Source organism: Sphingobacterium sp. UT-1RO-CII-1 (genome assembly GCF_026711005.1).
Taxonomy (GTDB): domain Bacteria; phylum Bacteroidota; class Bacteroidia; order Sphingobacteriales; family Sphingobacteriaceae; genus Sphingobacterium.
Window position 1 is genome coordinate 233,838 of sequence record NZ_JAPPVJ010000006.1, and the last position, 19,322, is coordinate 253,159.

Genomic DNA, 19,322 nt, shown 5'->3' on the forward strand with positions numbered 1-19,322 from the left:
CAAATTTAAATTAGTAGATTTGCTTCGCATAAGCAATTAGTTAGTTTTAACAAAATATAACACTGATTAACAGTTCTATTTGATTACTTTTGCCAGTCAAACGATAAATATGAGTCATTTTAGTAAAAGAAAATTCAACATTTTCGCTTTACCTTTTTTTGCATTATTAATAGCATCATCTTGTGACAAAGATATGAATGTAATGCTTGATAATTCTATTGGCGATAAAGTTGCTGTCTCATCTGTTGATTCATTTACCGTTAATACCTCTACAGTACAGTTAGACAACCTTCCATCTTCCAACTCTGGACTTCTCTTAGTTGGTAAGGCAGATGTCAATGAGATAGGGTCTGTTAAATCATCATCCTTGTTTCAACTAGGTTTCACCGAAATAGACAACTTGATTCCGCAAACTGCAGAGTTTGAATCACTAACCTTAGTATTACGCCCGAATAGGGCAAGATATTATTATGGCGACACCACTAAAAATCAAAAAATAACCGTCCACCAAGTAACACAAGATTTAGAGCTAACCACATTAACAGGTGGCATACAAAACTTAGCGATTCCAATATATGTTACTCGTCCATCTATTTTTTCTAAACAAAAATTCGCCTACAATAATACTCCTATAGGTCAGATTACTTTCTCTCCGGAGATAAAATCAACCGATTCGTTAAAAATAGATTTAGACCAACAGATTGGACAAAGTCTATTTGACCTTATTCAAAGTAATGATCTGAAAGTTTCGTCCAATCAAAATTTTCGAGAATACTTTAAAGGTCTAGCTTTAATTCCTGACGACAACAACACAGTAATTCTCGGATTAAGTGATACGGTGCAGGTAAATCTCAATTACAGCTACGTCGGCACTGACGGGTTTACAAAAAATGAACACAAAGAGCTTACTATTGTAGATCGTTCTTTTCAATATAATAATATCGAATACGATCGACAAGGCACAGCCTTTGAAGCTCTGAATATAAATAACAAAGAATTAAGTACGACAGCAACGTCGGGCCTTACCTATGTACAAGCAGGCACCGGTACTGTAGCGAAACTGACCTTTCCTTCGTTAAAAGATTTTATATCTGATGATAAAATTTCTATTAACAAAGCTGAGCTGATTATTGAAACAAGTTCTCCTATAAACACAATGTATCCGTTAGCCAACAGATTAATGTTATTCGTAGCCGATCATAATGGCGTACCTACATCATTCATAGAGACCCCCTATGTTGGCTCGGTCCAACTTGCATCTTTTGTCCCCGGCAACGATTATGGCAAAAATAGCACATACCGTTTCAACATGATCAGCTATCTAAAAAGACTAAAAACATCAAATATTTATGATGAAACATCACTTTATTTGAGTGTCCCACAACCTACTGCAGAAAGTTCCAACCCCATGTATCCGGGCGCAAACACGAGCAGTGCAGCACCTCTTGGTTTATTAAATACTTTTAATACGGCAATGATTGCTATAGAAAATAATAAACCTGCAGTAAAATTGAATATATTGTACACTAAATTTAAATAATTTATGAATAAGAAGAATTGGCTATTGTTAATCTTAGTCTGCTCTATAGCGATCACATCTTTTAATTCTTGTAAAAAAAACAAAGATGATGAGCAAACCGACTCAGGGCCAACAGAGTGGGAAAGATCAGTCGTATTCACAAATGATCCCAGAAATGGAGCTGCATCTTTTACAATTAACAATGTAGCTTATGTAGTGGGGGGATTTGTAAAAAATGAAGGAGCAGTAAATGATGGTTCATCTTTCAACGGAAAAAGCTGGACAGATATTGAAGATTTCCCAGGAACAGCGCGTCAAATGGCCGTTGGTTTTGCCATTGATGGTATTGGATATGTCGGTCTTGGCTCCGACGGGAAAGAAGACCTTAACGATTTCTATAAATATGACCCTACTAAAGCAAAAGGTCAACAGTGGTCCAAAATTAAGGACTTCCCAGGAAGGGCACGTTACGGCGCAGTTGCTTTTACCTTGGGAGGCAACGCTTATGTAGGTTTAGGAACAACTAAAACTGACGCAAAGTTTAGCGACTTCTATAAGTATGATCCAAAAACGGATGAGTGGTCACAAATCAGTTCATCATTTAAATACAAGAAAGCTTTTGCTTTTGCTTTCGTAATTGACGGAAAAGCCTATGTAGGTGGAGGATATGCAAACAGCGCCAACTTACCGGAAGACTTTTATTCATTTGACGGAAAAGAATGGACAGCATTACCTGACTTGAAAAGAGATGAGGCCTCTTTCACATATGACGCTAGAAAATATAATGCAGCATCATTTGTGATTGGTAAATACGCATACGTAGTAAGTGGAAAAAGTGGTTCAAGTATAACAAATTCAGTTTGGAAGTTTGATCCATCAACAAACTCATGGACAGATAAACATCAGGCACTTCCTGCTGATGCTCGTGAAAAGGCTGTAGCTTTTACAATTGACGGAAAAGGCTACCTTACCACAGGAATGAATGGTTCATTCATCTTTGACAACACTTGGGAATTTACTCCGGTTCGCTAATAAATTAGCAAACTTTCATAATTAAAAACGGGAAGCAAATTTGCTTCCCGTTTTTATTATTATGATCTCCTATAATATAATTGGAGTACTACTAAATCAACCCCTTCTTAACCAAAAGTTCTGCCACCTGTACAGCATTTGTTGCGGCTCCCTTTCTAAGATTATCAGCAACTATCCAGAGATTAAGTGTATTGCTTTGTGATTCATCACGACGAATTCTCCCAACAAAAACCTCATCTTTACCATGTGCATCTTTAGGCATTGGATATTTCAAGTTGGCTGTATCATCAACCACCACAACCCCCTCTTGCTCTTCAAGTACACGACGAACATCTTTTAGTTCAAAATCATTTTCAAATTCAATATTCACAGACTCAGAGTGCCCTCCCATAACAGGTATACGCACAGTAGTTGCCGTTACCCGGATGCTATCATCTCCTAAAATCTTATTCGTTTCCTCAATCATCTTCATCTCCTCTTTTGTATATCCGTTCTCTTGAAAAACATCAATATGCGGAATAACATTCAGGTCAATCTGATAAGGATATGCCTTTTCTCCATCGAACTTACCGGCACGCTCATCCATGAGCTGCTCAACAGCTTGAACACCTGTCCCGGTTACAGATTGATAAGTAGAGACAACAACGCGCTTAATTTTATACTTATCATGTAAGGGCTTTAACACCACAACCATCTGTGTCGTTGAACAATTTGGATTTGCTATAATCTTATCCGCAGCAGACAAAACATCTCCATTAACTTCTGGAACAACTAATTTCTTTGTCGGATCCATTCTCCATGCAGAAGAGTTATCTATTATAGTAATACCTGCCTCTGCATATTGCGGAGCGTACGTCGTTGACGTACCACCACCAGCGGAAAACAAGGCAACGTCCGGTTTTAAAGCAATAGCTTCTGCCGGCGTCACAATCTTATACTTCTTTCCCTTGAACTCGATTTCCTTACCCTTACTACGTTCTGAAGCCACTGGAATTAATTCTGTTACCGGAAAATTACGTTCTGCTAGAACGGTTAAGATTTCTGTACCTACTAGGCCTGTTGCGCCCACTACTGCCACTTTCATATTTTAAATTAGTTTTGTGATAGAAATTATTAAATAATGTTTATATTCACTTATTAGCCAAACATACGAAATAAGCCGCTTATTATCTAGCATGTTATAGTAAAAAAACAACATTTTGTCGCTTTGTTTCAAACTTTAGTGTTATGATCGTTTATTTAATAAAAAAAACACAAAAATACCTCCTTTTTGTTTTAATATCGACAATACAACCTGCAATATTATATGGTGAAATCATAATTACAGAACTCATGGTTAATCCCACAAACGGAAAGCTACCTCCCCATGAATACATTGAACTTTACAACAAAGGCAACAAAGCCATTAATTTAAAAGGATACACACTCACTATTAACAACAAGCTCATTAATTTACCCGACATCTACTTATCAAGCAAGCAATTTGTTATTCTGTCAGATTTAAATAGCAGCTCAACCTTTGAGCGATTCGGAAACACTATACCAATCAGCAATTGGCAGAAACTTAACAACAACCAAGGCTCTTTAAAAATATACAGCCCTACATCAGTCACAACAGACAGCCTTACATACGATTCAACTTGGTACCGAAATAATAGTAAGCGCTCTGGCGGATGGAGCTTAGAGCGAATAAACCCTAATATCAATTGCAATGAAAGCAGCAACTGGATCGCATCAGAATCCCCCATGGGGGGCACACCAGGTGAGCGTAACAGTGTATGGAACGAGAATTACTGGCCCCAATTACAAGTCACATCAAGCTCTGTTAGTGGTAATACCATATTTTTACAATTTAACTTAAGTATAGACTTCTTAGACGAAATTAATAATATTCAACCCATAATAGAACCTGCTGATATTAAGATAGTAGACCTTGTGCTCGAAAACAACACTTTAAAACTTATATCTAGTAAAGAAATACCTTCCAATCGCCTATATCAAGTATACCTTAACAATATATATTGGTGTCACGGAACACAAAACATCACTGCTCCTATATTTCTAACAAGCCCCCCATCATTTAATGACGTAATCATAAATGAGGTCCTTTTTAATCCCAAACAGGGCGGAGCCGACTTTGTAGAAATATATAACAGATCGGGACGAAGCATTAACCTCCAAAATTGGTTTTTAAATAAAAAACCCTTAACCGACCAATTTTTACTCTTAGACATAGACGACTTTCTCGTTTTCACAACTAATAGCGAGAGCACCATCAACCACTACCCAAATGCAATAGCAGACAAAATTATACAAATCCCCAGTTTACCCAACTACACGAATGAGCAAGGAGAAGTTATACTTAACTACCAACAACAAACTATAGATAGCCTATATTACACCAGTAAAATGCACCAGCCTCTTTTAAATAACCCAAAAGGTTTTTCTCTTGAGCGTCAAGATTACAATCAACCGACTAACGGCTTTGGCAATTTCACATCTGCATCTGCCTTATCCGGTGGCGCTACCCCTGGTTACATAAATTCAAAAAACACAGTAGAAATAGTGTCAAAAAACAATGTTTATTTACTTTCACGATCTTTCTCTCCAAACGGTGATGGATTCGAAGATAGTCTCGAAATAAGGTATGAGTTTAATGTTAAAAACCCAATGCTAAACATCAGCATATTTAATGACAAAGGTAGACTTGTCAATCGATTGATTCGTAACAAAAGTAGCGGAAATAAGGGCAGCATAAACTGGGATGGTTTGCACGAAAATGGTTCTTTATGTGGCCCTGGTATATACATCATGAAAGCCGAAGTTTATACGGCAGAAGGCTACACAAAGGCGTACAAAAGTAGTTTTTTACTAGTAAATGTGAAATAAGTCTTTGAATAAAAGCTGAAAAATACGCTATATTTGCATCAATGAAAGAGCGTATTATTATAATAGGCGCCAATGGTCAGATCGGATCAGAATTGGCTTTAGCCCTCCGCCAAAAATTTGGCAGTGATAATGTTATCACATCAGATATAAGAGTGCCTGAAATACTTAAAGAAGGCGAAATTTTCGAAACAATAAATGTATTGGACAAGCAAGCTGTTAAAGCCTTGCTAGAAAAATACAAACCCACACAAATATATCTACTAGCAGCAATGTTATCTGCTACAGGTGAGAAGTACCCACAGAAAGCATGGGACCTAAACATGAACGGCTTACTGAACGTACTAGACCTAGCAATAGAATTGAGTATTAAAAAGATTTTCTGGCCAAGTTCAATAGCTGTATTTGGACCAAACTCGCCGAAGTCCAATACTCCTCAATATTGCGTAATGGATCCTAACAGTATCTACGGAATCAGTAAGCTCGCTGGCGAACGCTTATGCGAATACTATCATGAAAAATATGACTTAGATATCCGTAGTGTGCGTTATCCCGGCATCATATCATGGAAAACAGCTCCTGGGGGAGGAACAACAGACTACGCTGTAGATATCTTTTTTGAAGGCATAAAGCATGATAAATACGATTGCTTCCTGTCTGCAAATACTGAACTCCCAATGTTGTATATGGATGACGCAGTAAGGGGAACAATCGAACTTATGGATGCACCGGCAGAACAGCTTTCTATTCGTTCCAGCTATAATTTAGCAGGAATTTCATTCACTCCGGCCATGATTGCAGAAGAAATTAAAAAAATTCTTCCTAATTTTGAAATATCTTATGTCGATAACGATCCGCGTCAAGCTATAGCCGACTCATGGCCAGGCAGTATAGATGACTCCCAAGCTCGTAAAGATTGGAACTGGGAACCAACGTTTGATCTAAAAACAATGACAGAAGATATGATCAAAAACCTCAAAACAAAATTATAATACAATGGGCAGAGCCTTCGAATTCAGAAAAGAAAGAAAATTTAAACGTTGGGCCAAGATGGCCGTACAATTTACACGTTTAGGCAAGGAAATAGCAATGGCTGTAAAAGAAGGCGGCCCGCACCCTGAAAACAACTCTCGCCTACGCACAGCTATACAGAACGCAAAGGCTGTCAACATGCCTAAAGACCGTGTTGAAGCAGCTATTAAAAGAGCTTCTGAAAAAGATGCACAAGGTTATGAAGAATACATATATGAAGGATATGGTCCACATGGTGTTCCTGTATTAATTGAAACTGCGACCGATAACACCAACCGCACCGTAGCGAATATAAGAAGCTACTTTACAAAAGCTGGAGGATCTTTAGGTAAAACAGGATCATTAGACTTTATATTTCAACGCAAGTCGATCTTTCGCTTTGCAGCATCCGAAGAACTTGACACAGACGAGCTTGAACTTGAACTTATTGACGGAGGTTTAGAAGAATTATATATAGAATCCGATGAAGAAAACAACGACATTGTTGTCGTTCAGACATCTTTTGAAGACTTTGGAAATATGCAAAGTCTTTTAGAAGAAAAAGGGATTGAAGTAAAATCTGCAAAACTAGAACGCATATCCTTATCCCACAGTTCTCTTTCCGAGGAGCAAGCAGCAGATGTCCTCAAATTAATCGATAAAATCGAAGACGATGACGACGTACAGGCCGTCTACCACAATATGGATTAAACAACCCAACAAATAATAATAAAGAGTAATAATTACTCTTTATTATTATTTTATTTAAGTTTATAGTACCTTTAGTATTAAACTACTTCACGCTGATTGGAAAAGGAAGCAGACACTAAAAGGTCTAAAAGTATAGCGTACTGTTTATTTATTAATTTTATGACATGATGACCTTCGAAGAGTTTTTTGCCAAAAAGAAAATAGATCTCACTGTACTTTTAGCTGAAAACCCTTCTCTATATAGAGAATTTGAAGATCACTATGCTCAGATGGGGCCAAAAAGTTTCGACCACACCAAGAAATTCTGGTTCAATAAACTACGTAAAACATACTTACTTAAAGAGATTTCCCCTGATCTAGGGAAACAAACTACAACACAAGCTTCAAAGCCTTCAACACCACCTATACAACAACAGAGCACTGTTCCAACAACCTTCAAACCTCGTTTTAAGGCAGCAGCAGCCCCTCTACAAAAAGAAACAACAGAACAGACAGCAAAACCTACAGGCTTTAAACCAAGGTTCAAGGCAGGACTAACAAAACCAGCAATAGAACAACAGGAACTACAAAAAGAAACAACTGAACAGGTAGCAAAACCCACTGGCTTTAAACCAAGGTTCAAGGCAGCAACAACCCCTGTACAAAAAACAGCAATAGAACAACAGGAACTACAAAAAGAAACAACTGAACAGGCAGCAAAACCCACTGGCTTTAAACCAAGGTTCAAGGCAGGGCTAACAAAACCAAAAAATAATTCAGAAGGAACCCAATAATTCTATTCCTCTTCATGCCACCTGTCTATCTAAATATTTAAGTAGGTTTGTATCCGTATGAGAACACCAACATTACCAGGCTTTAATACCGAAGCATTTAATAAATACTTTAAAAACACCAGTTGGCTGATGCTTGCACGTGTCGGTTCTTTATTTATTAAAATGCTAGTAACAGCGGTATTACTCCCCAACTATCTAGGAGCAAGCTTAGTGGGCACATACAACTACCCCTTAATGTTTTTAGCCTTCTTTGCAGGAGTTTGTACATTAGGAACAGAAGGTTTGGTTACCCGTGAATTATTAAGAAAGCCCCATTTAAAAGACGTCCTCCTCGGCTCCGCCTTTAGATTACGCTTAATGGGTGGTTTAATAGCGCTACCGCTCATATATGCTGCCTACTTTATTGTCGTCAATATATCACCAGAACCATTGGCAGCCTCCTTTCCTCAACTGGCTTTTGTATCATTGACCTGCATTATACAAGCTATACAAATTATAGACAGCTACTTTCAATCCCGAGCAGAAGGAAAATACATCATGCTCGTACAAGTAGGTGGAAATATAATCTCTGTACTATTCAAAGCCCTGCTTATATATCTCAAAGCTCCAATCGACTACCTCATAGGCAGTTTGTTTTTCGATGTACTCATTATTCAGCTAGGTTATATTGCCGTATACAAAAAAAAGGGAAACAGCATTTTTACATGGAAATACAACTCGGTCGTTGCAAAAAGACTTCTACTTTTAGGTTGGCCACTTGCACTATCGACTATATTCGCTACAATCTACCTGAAAATAGACCAACTCATGATTGGCTCTATGCTAGGGTCAACAGATCTGGGAGTTTATAGCACTGTGGTTCAGTATAGTGAAAGCTGGTATTTTATCCCAGCAGCTATATCTGCGGCACTATTTCCTGCTATCATGAATTACCGCATCCAAGACCCCATTTTATACTACAAAAGGCTAAGTAATCTCTACGAACTTATGGCCTTTATCAGCCTGTCCATTGCAATCATAATGACTTTTATCACACCTACACTATTTTCTTTGATATACAATAAACGTCCTGAATTTATGCAGGGTATACCTGTCCTTCAGATCCATATTTGGTCGGGTGTGTTTGCATTTCTATCCACAGCCAACTCCCAATACCTGATTGCCGAAGGGCTCACAAAAATCAGTCTCTACCGCACTTTGTTTGGCGCAGGTAGTAACATACTTTTAAACATACTTCTAATTCCAAAATACGGCATCTTAGGGGCGGCATATGGCACATTGATAGCCTATTTCATTACCGCTTTCTCAGTTTTCATTTATCCACAATCCCGACAACAAGGGTTTGCTATGCTTAAAGGATTATTTTTTGCACATTCCTTACAGCGCTTTTTCACTAAAAAACGGTAGAATAAGCATTCCTCTTTTCAGAATGTATTTTCTAATTTTGACAGCGATAAACAAAACTTTTAAAAATGTATGGGGTTGCCAGCAAATAAAAAACTAAAAATTTTGATGATTTGTGATTTCTATGGCATTAGTCAACAATACCAAGAGAACATGATCGCTAAATATTATGCATTAATGGGTCATGAAGTGCATATTATAGCTAACAACTTCACTGATGTATTCAACTATATTAACGATATAAATCATAACCCTGAGGCAGCCTATACAGAAACAGACGGCTATGCCACTATATACCGGACAGCATTCCGTTTTAAATATAAAAAGCTTTTCAAGCTTTATACCAACATACGGCAACGGGTAGAAGAAATTGCTCCAGATTTAATTTATTTCCATAATCTTTCTTTAAATCTACATGAGGTAATTCCTTTCAAAAAAAAGAACAAAAACACCCGGATCATCATGGATTTTCACATCGACTATTCCAATATAGGACAATCTTGGAAATCATTGCACATTCTGCACGGGTTCATACGTAAAAACTATTTAAAAGCCTACCTAAAATATATAACAGTTGTTTACCCTATTGTCCCTAATGGTATAGATTTCATACAAGAAATATATGGAGTTCCTGCGCAAAAAACACGTTTATTACCACTTGGCTATGATGAGATAGTGGCAGATGACATACGCCAAAATACAGACCGAGAAGACATACGCAATAAAATAGGTATCAAAGATGACGATTTTTTAATCATATCAGGAGGTAAGTTTAATGAAGAAAAACGAACCGAACTACTTCTCGAAGCTACAAACTTACTAAAGGATCACCAAATACACGTCCTCATATTTGGTGCTGCATCTGCAAAAGAAGAAGCATATGCTAATAAATTAAAAAAAATAGCTAATACAAACGTAAAGTTTTTAGGCTGGCTATCGGGCCAGGAGATCTTAACCTATATGCATGCAGCTGATCTGGCCGTTTATCCGTCCAGCCAATCAGTACTATGGCAACAAAGCATCGGAATGTATTTACCGCTGATACTCGGCGATGCTGGCAACCAAGACCCGACCTACTTAAACAGAAACGACAATATCATCGTGTTAAAAAAAGACGAGATAAACACTCCTACTATCGCACATTGGATTAAAACAATAAAAAAAGATAAAAATCTATACCATAGTATGAAGTTAGGAGCAGAGAAAACAGCACAAGAATACCTTCGCTATACACGAATATGTCAAACTACTATTGACGATGCTTTCAGTGCATAAATACGTTCAATTATCTCAACCACCTTCATTCCTTCCAAGGCATTGGTAGAAATAGAAGTCCCTCCTTTTAATACATTAACCACATTTTCTACAACATAATGATGATTAGATGCGGATCCTTTATAAGCGCCATAATCATTCCCTGGATTTGTAGGTGCCAGTGTGGGCATCACATAATCTTTAACATGACACACCTCTACAGTATCCATATATTGACCACCTATCTTTACAGAGCCGAGTTCGCCAATAATAGTCATTGAACTTTCTAGGTTTTTCTCCCAAACAGAGGTCGAATAACTTAAACTTCCCATTCCCCCATTTACAAAATCAAAAGAAACCATCCCCGAATCTTCAAAATCCGTAAGATCAGCATGATTATTATCAGCAAAACGTCCCTGGATATTCTTGATATCTCCAAATAACCAATACATAATATCTATAAAATGGGAAAACTGAGTAAACAAAGTTCCTCCGTCCAAATCCTGCTTGCCATGCCAACTATCCGCCGTATAATAACGTTCGTCCCTATTCCAGTAACAGTTTATCTGAACCATATATATTTTTCCCAACTTTCCACTTTCCAAAAGCTCTTTAATCCATACCGATGGTGGCGAATAACGATTCTGCATAACGCCAAAGACATGCTTATTTACCTGCAGAGCCTTAAATATAATCTTCTCGGCGTCACTCTTTGTTAACGACATTGGTTTTTCAACAACAACATGTTTACGCGCTTCCAAAACGGCCATGGCCTGCTCCGCATGATAACCATTAGGTGTAGCCACAGTAACCACATCTACATCAAGATCACTTTCAAGAAAATCCGTTAGTGAACTAAAAAAAGGAACATCGTAGGCCTCTATACCTAATTTCTCTTTCGGTTTTATATCAATTAAAGCCATTAATTGCGCTTCTTCATTTCTTCTGATGACTTCTGCGTGCCGTTTACCTATATGCCCGCAGCCTACTACAGCAAAAGCTATTTTTCTATCGCTCATATTTACTACTTAATTCTGCTTACTTTCTCCCCCTCGATCTTATATTGCTGTTTGCTTTCCCAGCATACAGCAATACCCTCACCATCAAACTCTAACCTATGTCCATATTCTCCTACCCAACCTATTTGCTTAGCTGGATTACCAACTAACAATGCATAATCCGGCACATCTTTAGTCACAACAGCACCCGCCCCAATCAGCGCATACTTTCCAATATTATTACCACAAATAATTGTTGCATTCGCACCTATAGATGCTCCTTGCCCTACATAAGTTTTCGCATACTGTTCTCTTCGGATGATTGCACTCCTAGGATTTGTTATATTCGTAAAAACCATGGATGGCCCTAAGAAAACATCATCTGCACAAATAACTCCCGTGTAAATAGAAACGTTATTCTGCACCTTCACATTACGCCCTAAAATAACATCTGGCGACACCACTACATTCTGCCCAATATTACAGCTTTCTCCTATAACACAGCCGGACATAATATGTGAAAAATGCCATATCTTTGTTCCCACACCGATCAAACTACCTTCATCTACAAAAGACGATTCATGCACAAAGTAACTCATAACTTAAAGCTTTTAACACCTGCAATTATCACCTCTAACACTTCTGTTTTCATCTCCGTATGTATTGGTAGAGATAAAACACATTTACATAATTGTTCACTGATCGGGAAGCTTCCCAAGGGGTAACGTACATCCTTAAAAGCTTCCTGTTGGTGCAGAGGTATAGGGTAATAAACCATACTTGGTATTCCTAAGCTCTGTAAATGTTCCTTCAAAAGATCTCTATCCTCTTCAGCAACTACTTTTATAGTATATTGATGAAAAACATGCGTAGAGTTGCCACAACGTTTGGGTACTTCTAACCACTCCAGGTCTTCAAACGCCGTATCATAAGCTTGCGCCACCGCAGCCCTTGCCTTACAATAACTATCCAAATAGGGTAGCTTGGCCAATAAAACAGCCGCTTGTATACTGTCCAAACGGGAGTTACACCCTACCAAGCTATGATGATATTTTTTAGCCTGTCCATGATTTGCGATACGCCATGCCCGTTCACCCAACTGCTCATCATTACTCATCACGGCACCACCATCGCCATAACAGCCCAAGTTTTTAGACGGGAAAAAAGAAGTGCAACCCAAATGCCCTATCGTTCCTACATGAGCCGTTCTGCCGTCTGCAAACGTATATACTGCTCCAATAGACTGTGCAGCATCTTCAACAACATAAAAACCATGTTTCTCAGAAAGAGCCATGATAGATTCCATTGGAGCACTTTGACCATATAGGTGAACCGGAATTACAACTTTTGTTCGAGGAGTCACTAGTTTTTCAATCTCCTCTGCAGTCAACATAAATGTATCAGGATCTACTTCTGCCATAACAACATGCAATCCCAACAGCTTAATCACCTCTGCTGTCGCTACATAAGTAAATGCAGGCACTATAATTTCATCTCCTGGCTCTAAATCAAGCGCCATCAAAGCAATTTGCAAAGCATCTGTTCCATTTCCACATGGAACAACATGCTTGACATGCAAATAGTCAGCAAACTCTACTGCAAAACGCTTAGTCTGCGGCCCATTGATAAAAGTAGTCCCATCAATAACCTCTTGAATACCCCTATCAACCTCTTCTTTTATACGTAGATATTGCCCCTTCAAATCAACCATCTCTATTTTACTCATTATATGCCTTATTTCTATGCTAATCAATAAATATTTACCCGAAAACCTCTAGGCAATCACTGCCATATTTTGGTTTCTCAAATATACGTGAAAAACATAATTTATAATAAACTCTCTACTAAAACAAAATGACCGACGCCTTCGGAGATTATCCCATAAACGGTATAACATAGCGTCTTACCTTCCTAATAAACGGAAGTTATCGCTATACCATCCTATAAGAAATGATTTTATTTTGTTAGCTTAGCTCTTTTTGTATGAAAATTGCTTGTGTATTCAAATGTTAAAGCTCGCTCCTATCATTTTATGTGTCTATGATCAACCCAAACTGACTAGACAGACGCTGCAATTGCTTGAAAAAAACATTCACGCCTCCGAATCTTTACTGTACATATTTTCTGATGCCCCAAAAGATGCCGACAGCGTGGAGGATGTTAACAAACTACGTTCTATATTGCGCGAGCCGTGGGAGTTTAAACATATAACCATAATCGAGCGGCAACGCCACCTAGGAGTGGATGAAAACCTATTTGATGCGGTTTCTAAAATCACCGAAAAACACGGTAAAGCTATTGTCCTAACCGACAACCTACAAACATCTACCTTCGCCCTTTCTTACTTCAATGATGCTCTTATCCGATACGAACACGAAGAACAAATACGTTCCATAAGTGGGTATATGTATCCCGTACAACACCCTAAACGTCTGCCAAAAACATTTTTTTTCAGACTGAGCAACGCCTGGGGTTTTGCAACCTGGCAACGTGCTTGGAAAGATTTCACCCTCCAGGAAAAAGAAATAACATTAAAAAGAAAAGAAATCAAGTCCTTAAATATAGACGGCCAACAAAACTTTTGGGAGCTTCACAACAATAGTCAGCTCAAAACCTGGGCTACAGCATGGTATTTATATATATTTAAACAAAATGGCTTGGTACTTTACCCTCGATTTTCTATGATATCACCCCTACATAATGAGCATAAACAAGAAAACTCCTATCTCGAAGAAATGTATACTCCAACTCTATCCAACACGAAAATAAAATATTTCCCAACAGAAATAAAAGAAAACAAAGCAGCACTAGAAGCTATTAAATCGTTTTACAAACACAAAAAAGGCCCCTTAATATACCGCCTACTTCGATATATCACAAAAAAACCTAACCGACCGTTAGAAATGGGAAAACAATCAAATAAATAAGTTAATTTGCGTTAATTTTAAAAAAGTGGTCGCAAAAGTTTCAATCATCACAATCGTATACAACAATGTCAAAGACATTGAATACACTATTCAATCTGTCATCAAACAAAGCTTTCACGATATAGAATATATCATTATTGACGGAGCTTCCAATGATGGCACTCTTGATGTTATTGAACGTTACAGAGAACATATTGACATATTAGTTTCCGAAAAAGATGATGGCATATACGATGCCATGAATAAAGGGTTGGCACATGCTACCGGCGATTATGTGCTTTTCCTAAACTCAGGCGATGAATTGTTTAGTACTAACACTCTTAAAACTATTTTTGAGAAGAATGATGATGCAGACATCTATTACGGCGAAACCAAACTCATAGACGAAAACAGAAATATTATAGGCGACCGCAGGCACAGGGCTCCAAAAGAGCTTAACTGGCAATCGTTTAAATACGGCATGAATGTATGCCATCAAGCTATTTATGTAAAACGCCAGCTAACCGAACCTTACGACACGCAATACCAATTGAGTGCCGATATAGACTGGGTAATCCGTATGGCAAAAAAAGCAAGTAAAATTGTCAATCTCAACGAATATGTTGCACGCTACCTAGTGGGCGGTATGTCCCAACAAAGGCACAAACAAAGCTTAATAGAGCGCTACAATGTATTCAAAAAACACTATGGCTTCATACCCACCCTTTTCAACCATGCCATTATCGCTTGCCGACTGGCTATATATCGTTTAAAAAATGGCAAAACAAGAGATTGATTTCCTCAACCCACAAATATTGGTAGAACTAGCCAATTCAAAAATGCCCTTTGGAAAATACAAAGGATGGCTATTATGTCATCTTCCGGAACCATATCTTGTATGGTTTCATAATAAAGGTTTTCCTCCCGGAAAACTAGGAATACAACTAGCTACCCTCTACGAAATAAAGCTCAACGGACTGGAATATCTATTAAAGCCTTTAATTAACAAACCCTAATAGTCCAAAGCGCTCCTTCAAAAACGCCTAGAAACACGAAGGAATTTCCTTGAAAGAAAGCGACTTTGCTATTCCTAAAATGCATAATAATTTACAAAATTACTATAATGCTTTTAATATAGTTTAGTAGAGCTTCACCTCTATGCCCCCGCTTTAATCCTTTTATTAAGCCTCTTGTAAATACTAATTTAATCCAAAATTCATAGGTGAAAAATTAAAAAAGAAAACAGAGTAGAAAAGTCAACTAACGAACTGCTCAGCTTGGGTAACACTACTCCCATAAAATATACTTGATTTTATTTTAAATAATTCTCTCGCTGATTTATATGAGAAACATTGTAGACTCTTACATTGAAAAGTGACTTTTATCAAGTTTGTTTCTATATTTTTTACATATTTTTGTACATTAAATAATTTCAACACACATTAAACGCCGTTTGCAGCGGTATCAATGCATATGAGTACATACCAAACATTGCTGTACTACTGTTACAGCCCTATTGAAAATGCCGAACAATTTGCGGCAGATCATCTTGATTTTTGTAGATCTTTAAATTTAGTCGGTCGTATCATCGTGGCTGACGAAGGTTTAAATGGCACTGTTTCTGGCACAGTGGAGGCCTGTAAAGCCTATATGGAGGCAGTACACGCAGATACTCGTTTTACAAAAACAGAGTTTAAAATCGATAATGTCGACGAGCTCTCCTTTATAAAAATGCACTGCCGCTACAAGCCTGAAATCGTACACTCTGGTCTCCGTGACCCCAAGCTAATAGACCCTAATAAACAAACAGGGATACACCTAGAGCCGAAGGAGTTTATGGAGATGATCGATAGTGACGATGTTGTGGTTTTAGACGTACGCTCAAACTACGAGCACAGCGTCGGGAAATTCAAAAATGCAGTAACATTAGATATTGAAAACTTTCGTGAATTTCCAGAAAAAGTAAAGGAGCTTGAGCAATATAAAAACAAAAAAATATTAACCTACTGCACAGGAGGCATAAAATGTGAAAAAGCTTCGGCACTATTAATTAAAGAAGGTTTTGAAGATGTCTATCAATTGCATGGCGGTATCATCAAGTATGGCAAGGAAGCGGGAGGTAAAGACTTCGAAGGTAAGTGTTACGTATTTGACAACCGCGTCACAGTTGATGTAAATACCGTAAACCCAGTTGTTATATCTACCTGTAAAAACTGTGGAAAAGTAACACCAAAAATGATCAATTGTGCTAACGCACTATGTAATGAGCATTTCACACAATGTGACGAATGTGGATGGGAAATGGAAGGTTGTTGTTCAGACGCCTGCAAGCAACAGCCCGACAAAAGAGAATATGACGGTACAGGCTACTACGTAAAAATACCACAACCGGTGAATTACGATAAAATTTCAAAAAGAAAACACAAGAACTTCCCACCAAAGATAAGTACAACAATATAAAAATAGGGCTATCATTAAAAGATAGCCCCACACTCTTACTCACTACTAAACAATATCTTAGCACAAAGAAAGCCCTCCTTTAGCAAGAAGAGCTTTCTATAGTTCTATTTATAACATATTAACCGCCTATTTGTGCAGCAGAAGTCGGCACCTTACGGTCTACTTTCTTCACCAGTCCTTGCAATACATTCCCTGGTCCTACCTCAACAAAAGCCTCCGCTCCATCAGCCAAAATATGTTGGATAGTCTGTGTCCACCGGACAGCACCCGTAAGTTGTGCAATAAGATTTGCTTTAATCTCTGCCGGGTCTGTATGTGGTTTCGCATCCACATTCTGGTAGATCGGACAGATCGGCGCTTTAATTTCTGTAGCTTCAATAGCTGCTTGCAGCTCTACACGTGCCGGTTCCATCAAAGGTGAGTGGAAAGCACCGCCAACATTTAGTTTAAGAGCACGTTTGGCCCCTGCTTCTGTTAATAAAGCACAAGCCTTATCAACCCCTGCAATAGAGCCTGAAATAACCAATTGACCAGGGCAATTATAATTAGCAGCAACCACGACATCGTCCACTTGCTTACAAATATTTTCTACAACCTCATCTTCCAATCCTAAAATTGCAGCCATCGTAGAAGGCTGTAACTCACAAGCTTTCTGCATAGCATTCGCACGCTGTGCAACCAGCTTTAAACCGTCCTCAAAAGACAAAGCTCCTGCAGCCACCAATGCCGAAAACTCACCCAAAGAATGCCCTGCCACCATAGCTGGCTTAAAGCCATCTCCTAAAGCTATAGCTAAAATAACCGAATGCAAAAATATAGCCGGCTGCGTTACATTCGTCTGTTTCAAATCTTCGTCCGTACCTGAAAACATCAAATCCGTAATACGAAAACCTAAAATATCGTTAGCTTGTTCAAACAAAGCCTTACAGTCTTCATTCGAATTGTAAAGATCCTGCCCCATTCCTACAAATTGAGCACCTTGACCCGGAAAAACATATGCAGTTTTCATCATTAAATTAATAAGTATTTATAGTTATATCAAACAAACTGCCCCTCTCCTAACAAGTAGACGACAGCAAGATAATTAATTATCCGGAACAAAAGATAAAGACGTCAATCTATCCTCATCAAAAATATCCTGCGAGATAGCTAGCACTTCAGATACAGACACATCGTCAATCTTTTGAAACACCTCATCCAACATCACCACGCGGTTATAGTCCATCACATTCTTTGCAATAGCGATCACCATACTTAGCCTATTCTCCTCGGCCAGAGCAATTTGCCCTTTAAACTTACTCTTAGCTTTCTTAAGCTGTGTCTCTGACACTCCTTTATCTTTAAGCTTATCCAACTCCCTGAATACAAGCTTTTTTGCCTTTTTCACCTTCTCTACATCTGTACCCAAATATATGGTAAAAAGCCCCGTATCGGTATACACAGAATAATTAGACTCTATAGTATACGCTATGCCATGCTTCTCACGCACAGATAAGTTCAATATAGAACTCATACCAAAGCCTCCCAGCATATTATTAATCAATAAAAGACCAACTTTACGATCATCAAACATATCATAAGCAAGCGATCCCAACATATAATGCACCTGATTAATAGGCTTTAAAAGTTCAACATGATCCGATCCGTTTAATAGAATAGGGGATCGCTCACGATCCGTCAAGTTGGCTTTAACGGGCGCAAAGTACCTGTTTAACTTCTTCTCTATGGTCTTTAAGTCATAGTCCCCCGTAATACCGATAACAATTTCACCCGTATCATAATTGTTCTTTAAAAAACGCTCTACATCCTTCTTCTCAAAAGCCAAAAGATCATCTTCCAGTCCCAAAATATTATGTCCTAACCCCGTATTCTTATACACAAGATCCTCATAATCATCCACAATGGACTCCTCAGGACTATCCCGATAAGAAGCCATCTCATCAGCAATAACTCCTTTCTCCTTCTCCATCTCCTCTTCAGGATAAGTGGAGTGAAAGATAATATCTTCAAAAAGATCCAAAGCTTTACTTAAATGCGGTTTTAAAATAGACGCATGTATACAAGTGTATTCCTTCGTAGTATAAGCATTAAGGTCGCCCCCAACTGCTTCCAAATGGTTTAATATCTGTTGTGTCGAGCGTCTAGCTGTCTGCTTGAACAATAAATGTTCTATAAAATGAGCTATCCCAAACTTTCCCTCCTCTTCATCTCGTGCTCCCGCATTAACAACTAAACAAATATGTGTGATTGGAGACTCATGCCGATGAAAAACAGCGCGAATGCCATTATCCAACCGTATGATTTCATACTCTTTCATATATACGTTCCAAAAAAATCAAGATACAAAGCTAAGCAATTCATAGCAAAA

General features: G+C 38.1%; 18 protein-coding genes. 12 read left to right on the forward strand and 6 right to left on the reverse strand.

The window, feature by feature from the left end:
* The first annotated feature begins 109 nt into the window (after positions 1 to 109).
* Together ORI89_RS14675 and ORI89_RS14680 are read left to right on the forward strand one after the other, a co-directional pair.
* The gene (locus ORI89_RS14675) at positions 110 to 1,540 is read left to right on the forward strand and encodes a DUF4270 family protein (protein WP_268231254.1); all 1,431 of its coding nucleotides are present in this window, start codon (positions 110 to 112) and stop codon (positions 1,538 to 1,540) included.
* A 3-nt stretch (positions 1,541 to 1,543) separates the two neighbouring features.
* Positions 1,544 to 2,551: a Kelch repeat-containing protein gene (locus ORI89_RS14680; protein ID WP_268231255.1), complete on the forward strand. Its 1,008-nt coding sequence runs from the start codon at positions 1,544 to 1,546 to the stop codon at positions 2,549 to 2,551.
* A 91-nt stretch (positions 2,552 to 2,642) separates the two neighbouring features.
* Here the strand turns inward: ORI89_RS14680 and ORI89_RS14685 are convergent, their stop codons facing one another.
* Positions 2,643 to 3,635: an aspartate-semialdehyde dehydrogenase gene (locus ORI89_RS14685; RefSeq protein WP_268231256.1), complete on the reverse strand. Its 993-nt coding sequence runs from the start codon at positions 3,633 to 3,635 to the stop codon at positions 2,643 to 2,645.
* A 143-nt stretch (positions 3,636 to 3,778) separates the two neighbouring features.
* Between ORI89_RS14685 and ORI89_RS14690 the strand changes: the two genes are divergently transcribed.
* The 6 genes from ORI89_RS14690 (at position 3,779) to ORI89_RS14715 (ending at position 10,611) form a co-directional block, all read left to right on the forward strand.
* Positions 3,779 to 5,440 carry a lamin tail domain-containing protein gene (locus tag ORI89_RS14690; RefSeq protein WP_268231257.1) on the forward strand — a complete coding sequence of 554 codons (1,662 nt, stop codon included), beginning with the start codon at positions 3,779 to 3,781 and terminating at the stop codon, positions 5,438 to 5,440.
* Between the two features lie 41 nt (positions 5,441 to 5,481).
* The gene (locus ORI89_RS14695; RefSeq protein ID WP_268231258.1) at positions 5,482 to 6,429 is read left to right on the forward strand and encodes an NAD-dependent epimerase/dehydratase family protein; all 948 of its coding nucleotides are present in this window, start codon (positions 5,482 to 5,484) and stop codon (positions 6,427 to 6,429) included.
* Between the two features lie 4 nt (positions 6,430 to 6,433).
* Positions 6,434 to 7,159 carry a YebC/PmpR family DNA-binding transcriptional regulator gene (locus tag ORI89_RS14700; protein WP_268231259.1) on the forward strand — a complete coding sequence of 242 codons (726 nt, stop codon included), beginning with the start codon at positions 6,434 to 6,436 and terminating at the stop codon, positions 7,157 to 7,159.
* Positions 7,160 to 7,323: 164 nt separating this feature from the next.
* Positions 7,324 to 7,932: a hypothetical protein gene (locus ORI89_RS14705; protein ID WP_268231260.1), complete on the forward strand. Its 609-nt coding sequence runs from the start codon at positions 7,324 to 7,326 to the stop codon at positions 7,930 to 7,932.
* Between the two features lie 57 nt (positions 7,933 to 7,989).
* Positions 7,990 to 9,339: a flippase gene (locus ORI89_RS14710; protein WP_268231261.1), complete on the forward strand. Its 1,350-nt coding sequence runs from the start codon at positions 7,990 to 7,992 to the stop codon at positions 9,337 to 9,339.
* 69 nt (positions 9,340 to 9,408) lie between these two features.
* On the forward strand, positions 9,409 to 10,611 hold the full coding sequence (locus ORI89_RS14715; protein ID WP_268231262.1) for a glycosyltransferase family 4 protein: 1,203 nt from the start codon (positions 9,409 to 9,411) through the stop codon (positions 10,609 to 10,611).
* On the opposite strand, the gene ORI89_RS14720 is transcribed toward ORI89_RS14715, so the two are convergent.
* The 3 genes from ORI89_RS14720 to ORI89_RS14730 are packed head-to-tail and all read right to left on the reverse strand — an operon-like array spanning position 10,578 to position 13,314.
* The gene (locus tag ORI89_RS14720; protein WP_268231263.1) at positions 10,578 to 11,609 is read right to left on the reverse strand and encodes a Gfo/Idh/MocA family protein; all 1,032 of its coding nucleotides are present in this window, start codon (positions 11,607 to 11,609) and stop codon (positions 10,578 to 10,580) included. The genes ORI89_RS14715 and ORI89_RS14720 overlap by 34 nt on opposite strands.
* Before the next feature lie 5 nt (positions 11,610 to 11,614).
* Positions 11,615 to 12,187 carry an acyltransferase gene (locus ORI89_RS14725; RefSeq protein ID WP_268231264.1) on the reverse strand — a complete coding sequence of 191 codons (573 nt, stop codon included), beginning with the start codon at positions 12,185 to 12,187 and terminating at the stop codon, positions 11,615 to 11,617.
* Positions 12,184 to 13,314, reverse strand: coding sequence for a DegT/DnrJ/EryC1/StrS family aminotransferase (locus ORI89_RS14730; RefSeq protein ID WP_268231265.1), 1,131 nt, complete (start codon positions 13,312 to 13,314; stop codon positions 12,184 to 12,186). The genes ORI89_RS14725 and ORI89_RS14730 overlap by 4 nt, the downstream gene beginning before the upstream one ends.
* A gap of 280 nt (positions 13,315 to 13,594) precedes the next feature.
* On the opposite strand from ORI89_RS14730, the gene ORI89_RS14735 reads away from it, so the two are divergent.
* From ORI89_RS14735 to trhO, 4 genes are all read left to right on the forward strand, one after another.
* Positions 13,595 to 14,515 carry a sugar transferase gene (locus ORI89_RS14735; RefSeq protein ID WP_268231266.1) on the forward strand — a complete coding sequence of 307 codons (921 nt, stop codon included), beginning with the start codon at positions 13,595 to 13,597 and terminating at the stop codon, positions 14,513 to 14,515.
* 25 nt (positions 14,516 to 14,540) lie between these two features.
* Positions 14,541 to 15,290 carry a glycosyltransferase family 2 protein gene (locus ORI89_RS14740; RefSeq protein WP_268231267.1) on the forward strand — a complete coding sequence of 250 codons (750 nt, stop codon included), beginning with the start codon at positions 14,541 to 14,543 and terminating at the stop codon, positions 15,288 to 15,290.
* Positions 15,271 to 15,510: a DUF3820 family protein gene (locus ORI89_RS14745; RefSeq protein ID WP_268231268.1), complete on the forward strand. Its 240-nt coding sequence runs from the start codon at positions 15,271 to 15,273 to the stop codon at positions 15,508 to 15,510. The genes ORI89_RS14740 and ORI89_RS14745 overlap by 20 nt, the downstream gene beginning before the upstream one ends.
* Positions 15,511 to 15,967: 457 nt before the next feature.
* Positions 15,968 to 16,954, forward strand: coding sequence for an oxygen-dependent tRNA uridine(34) hydroxylase TrhO (gene trhO, locus ORI89_RS14750; protein WP_268231269.1), 987 nt, complete (start codon positions 15,968 to 15,970; stop codon positions 16,952 to 16,954).
* A gap of 118 nt (positions 16,955 to 17,072) precedes the next feature.
* Here trhO and fabD read toward each other — a convergent pair whose 3' ends face one another.
* Positions 17,073 to 17,963, reverse strand: coding sequence for an ACP S-malonyltransferase (gene fabD, locus ORI89_RS14755; RefSeq protein ID WP_268231300.1), 891 nt, complete (start codon positions 17,961 to 17,963; stop codon positions 17,073 to 17,075).
* 75 nt (positions 17,964 to 18,038) lie between these two features.
* Positions 18,039 to 19,271: a M16 family metallopeptidase gene (locus tag ORI89_RS14760; RefSeq protein ID WP_268231270.1), complete on the reverse strand. Its 1,233-nt coding sequence runs from the start codon at positions 19,269 to 19,271 to the stop codon at positions 18,039 to 18,041.
* Between the last annotated feature and the right edge of the window lie 51 nt (positions 19,272 to 19,322).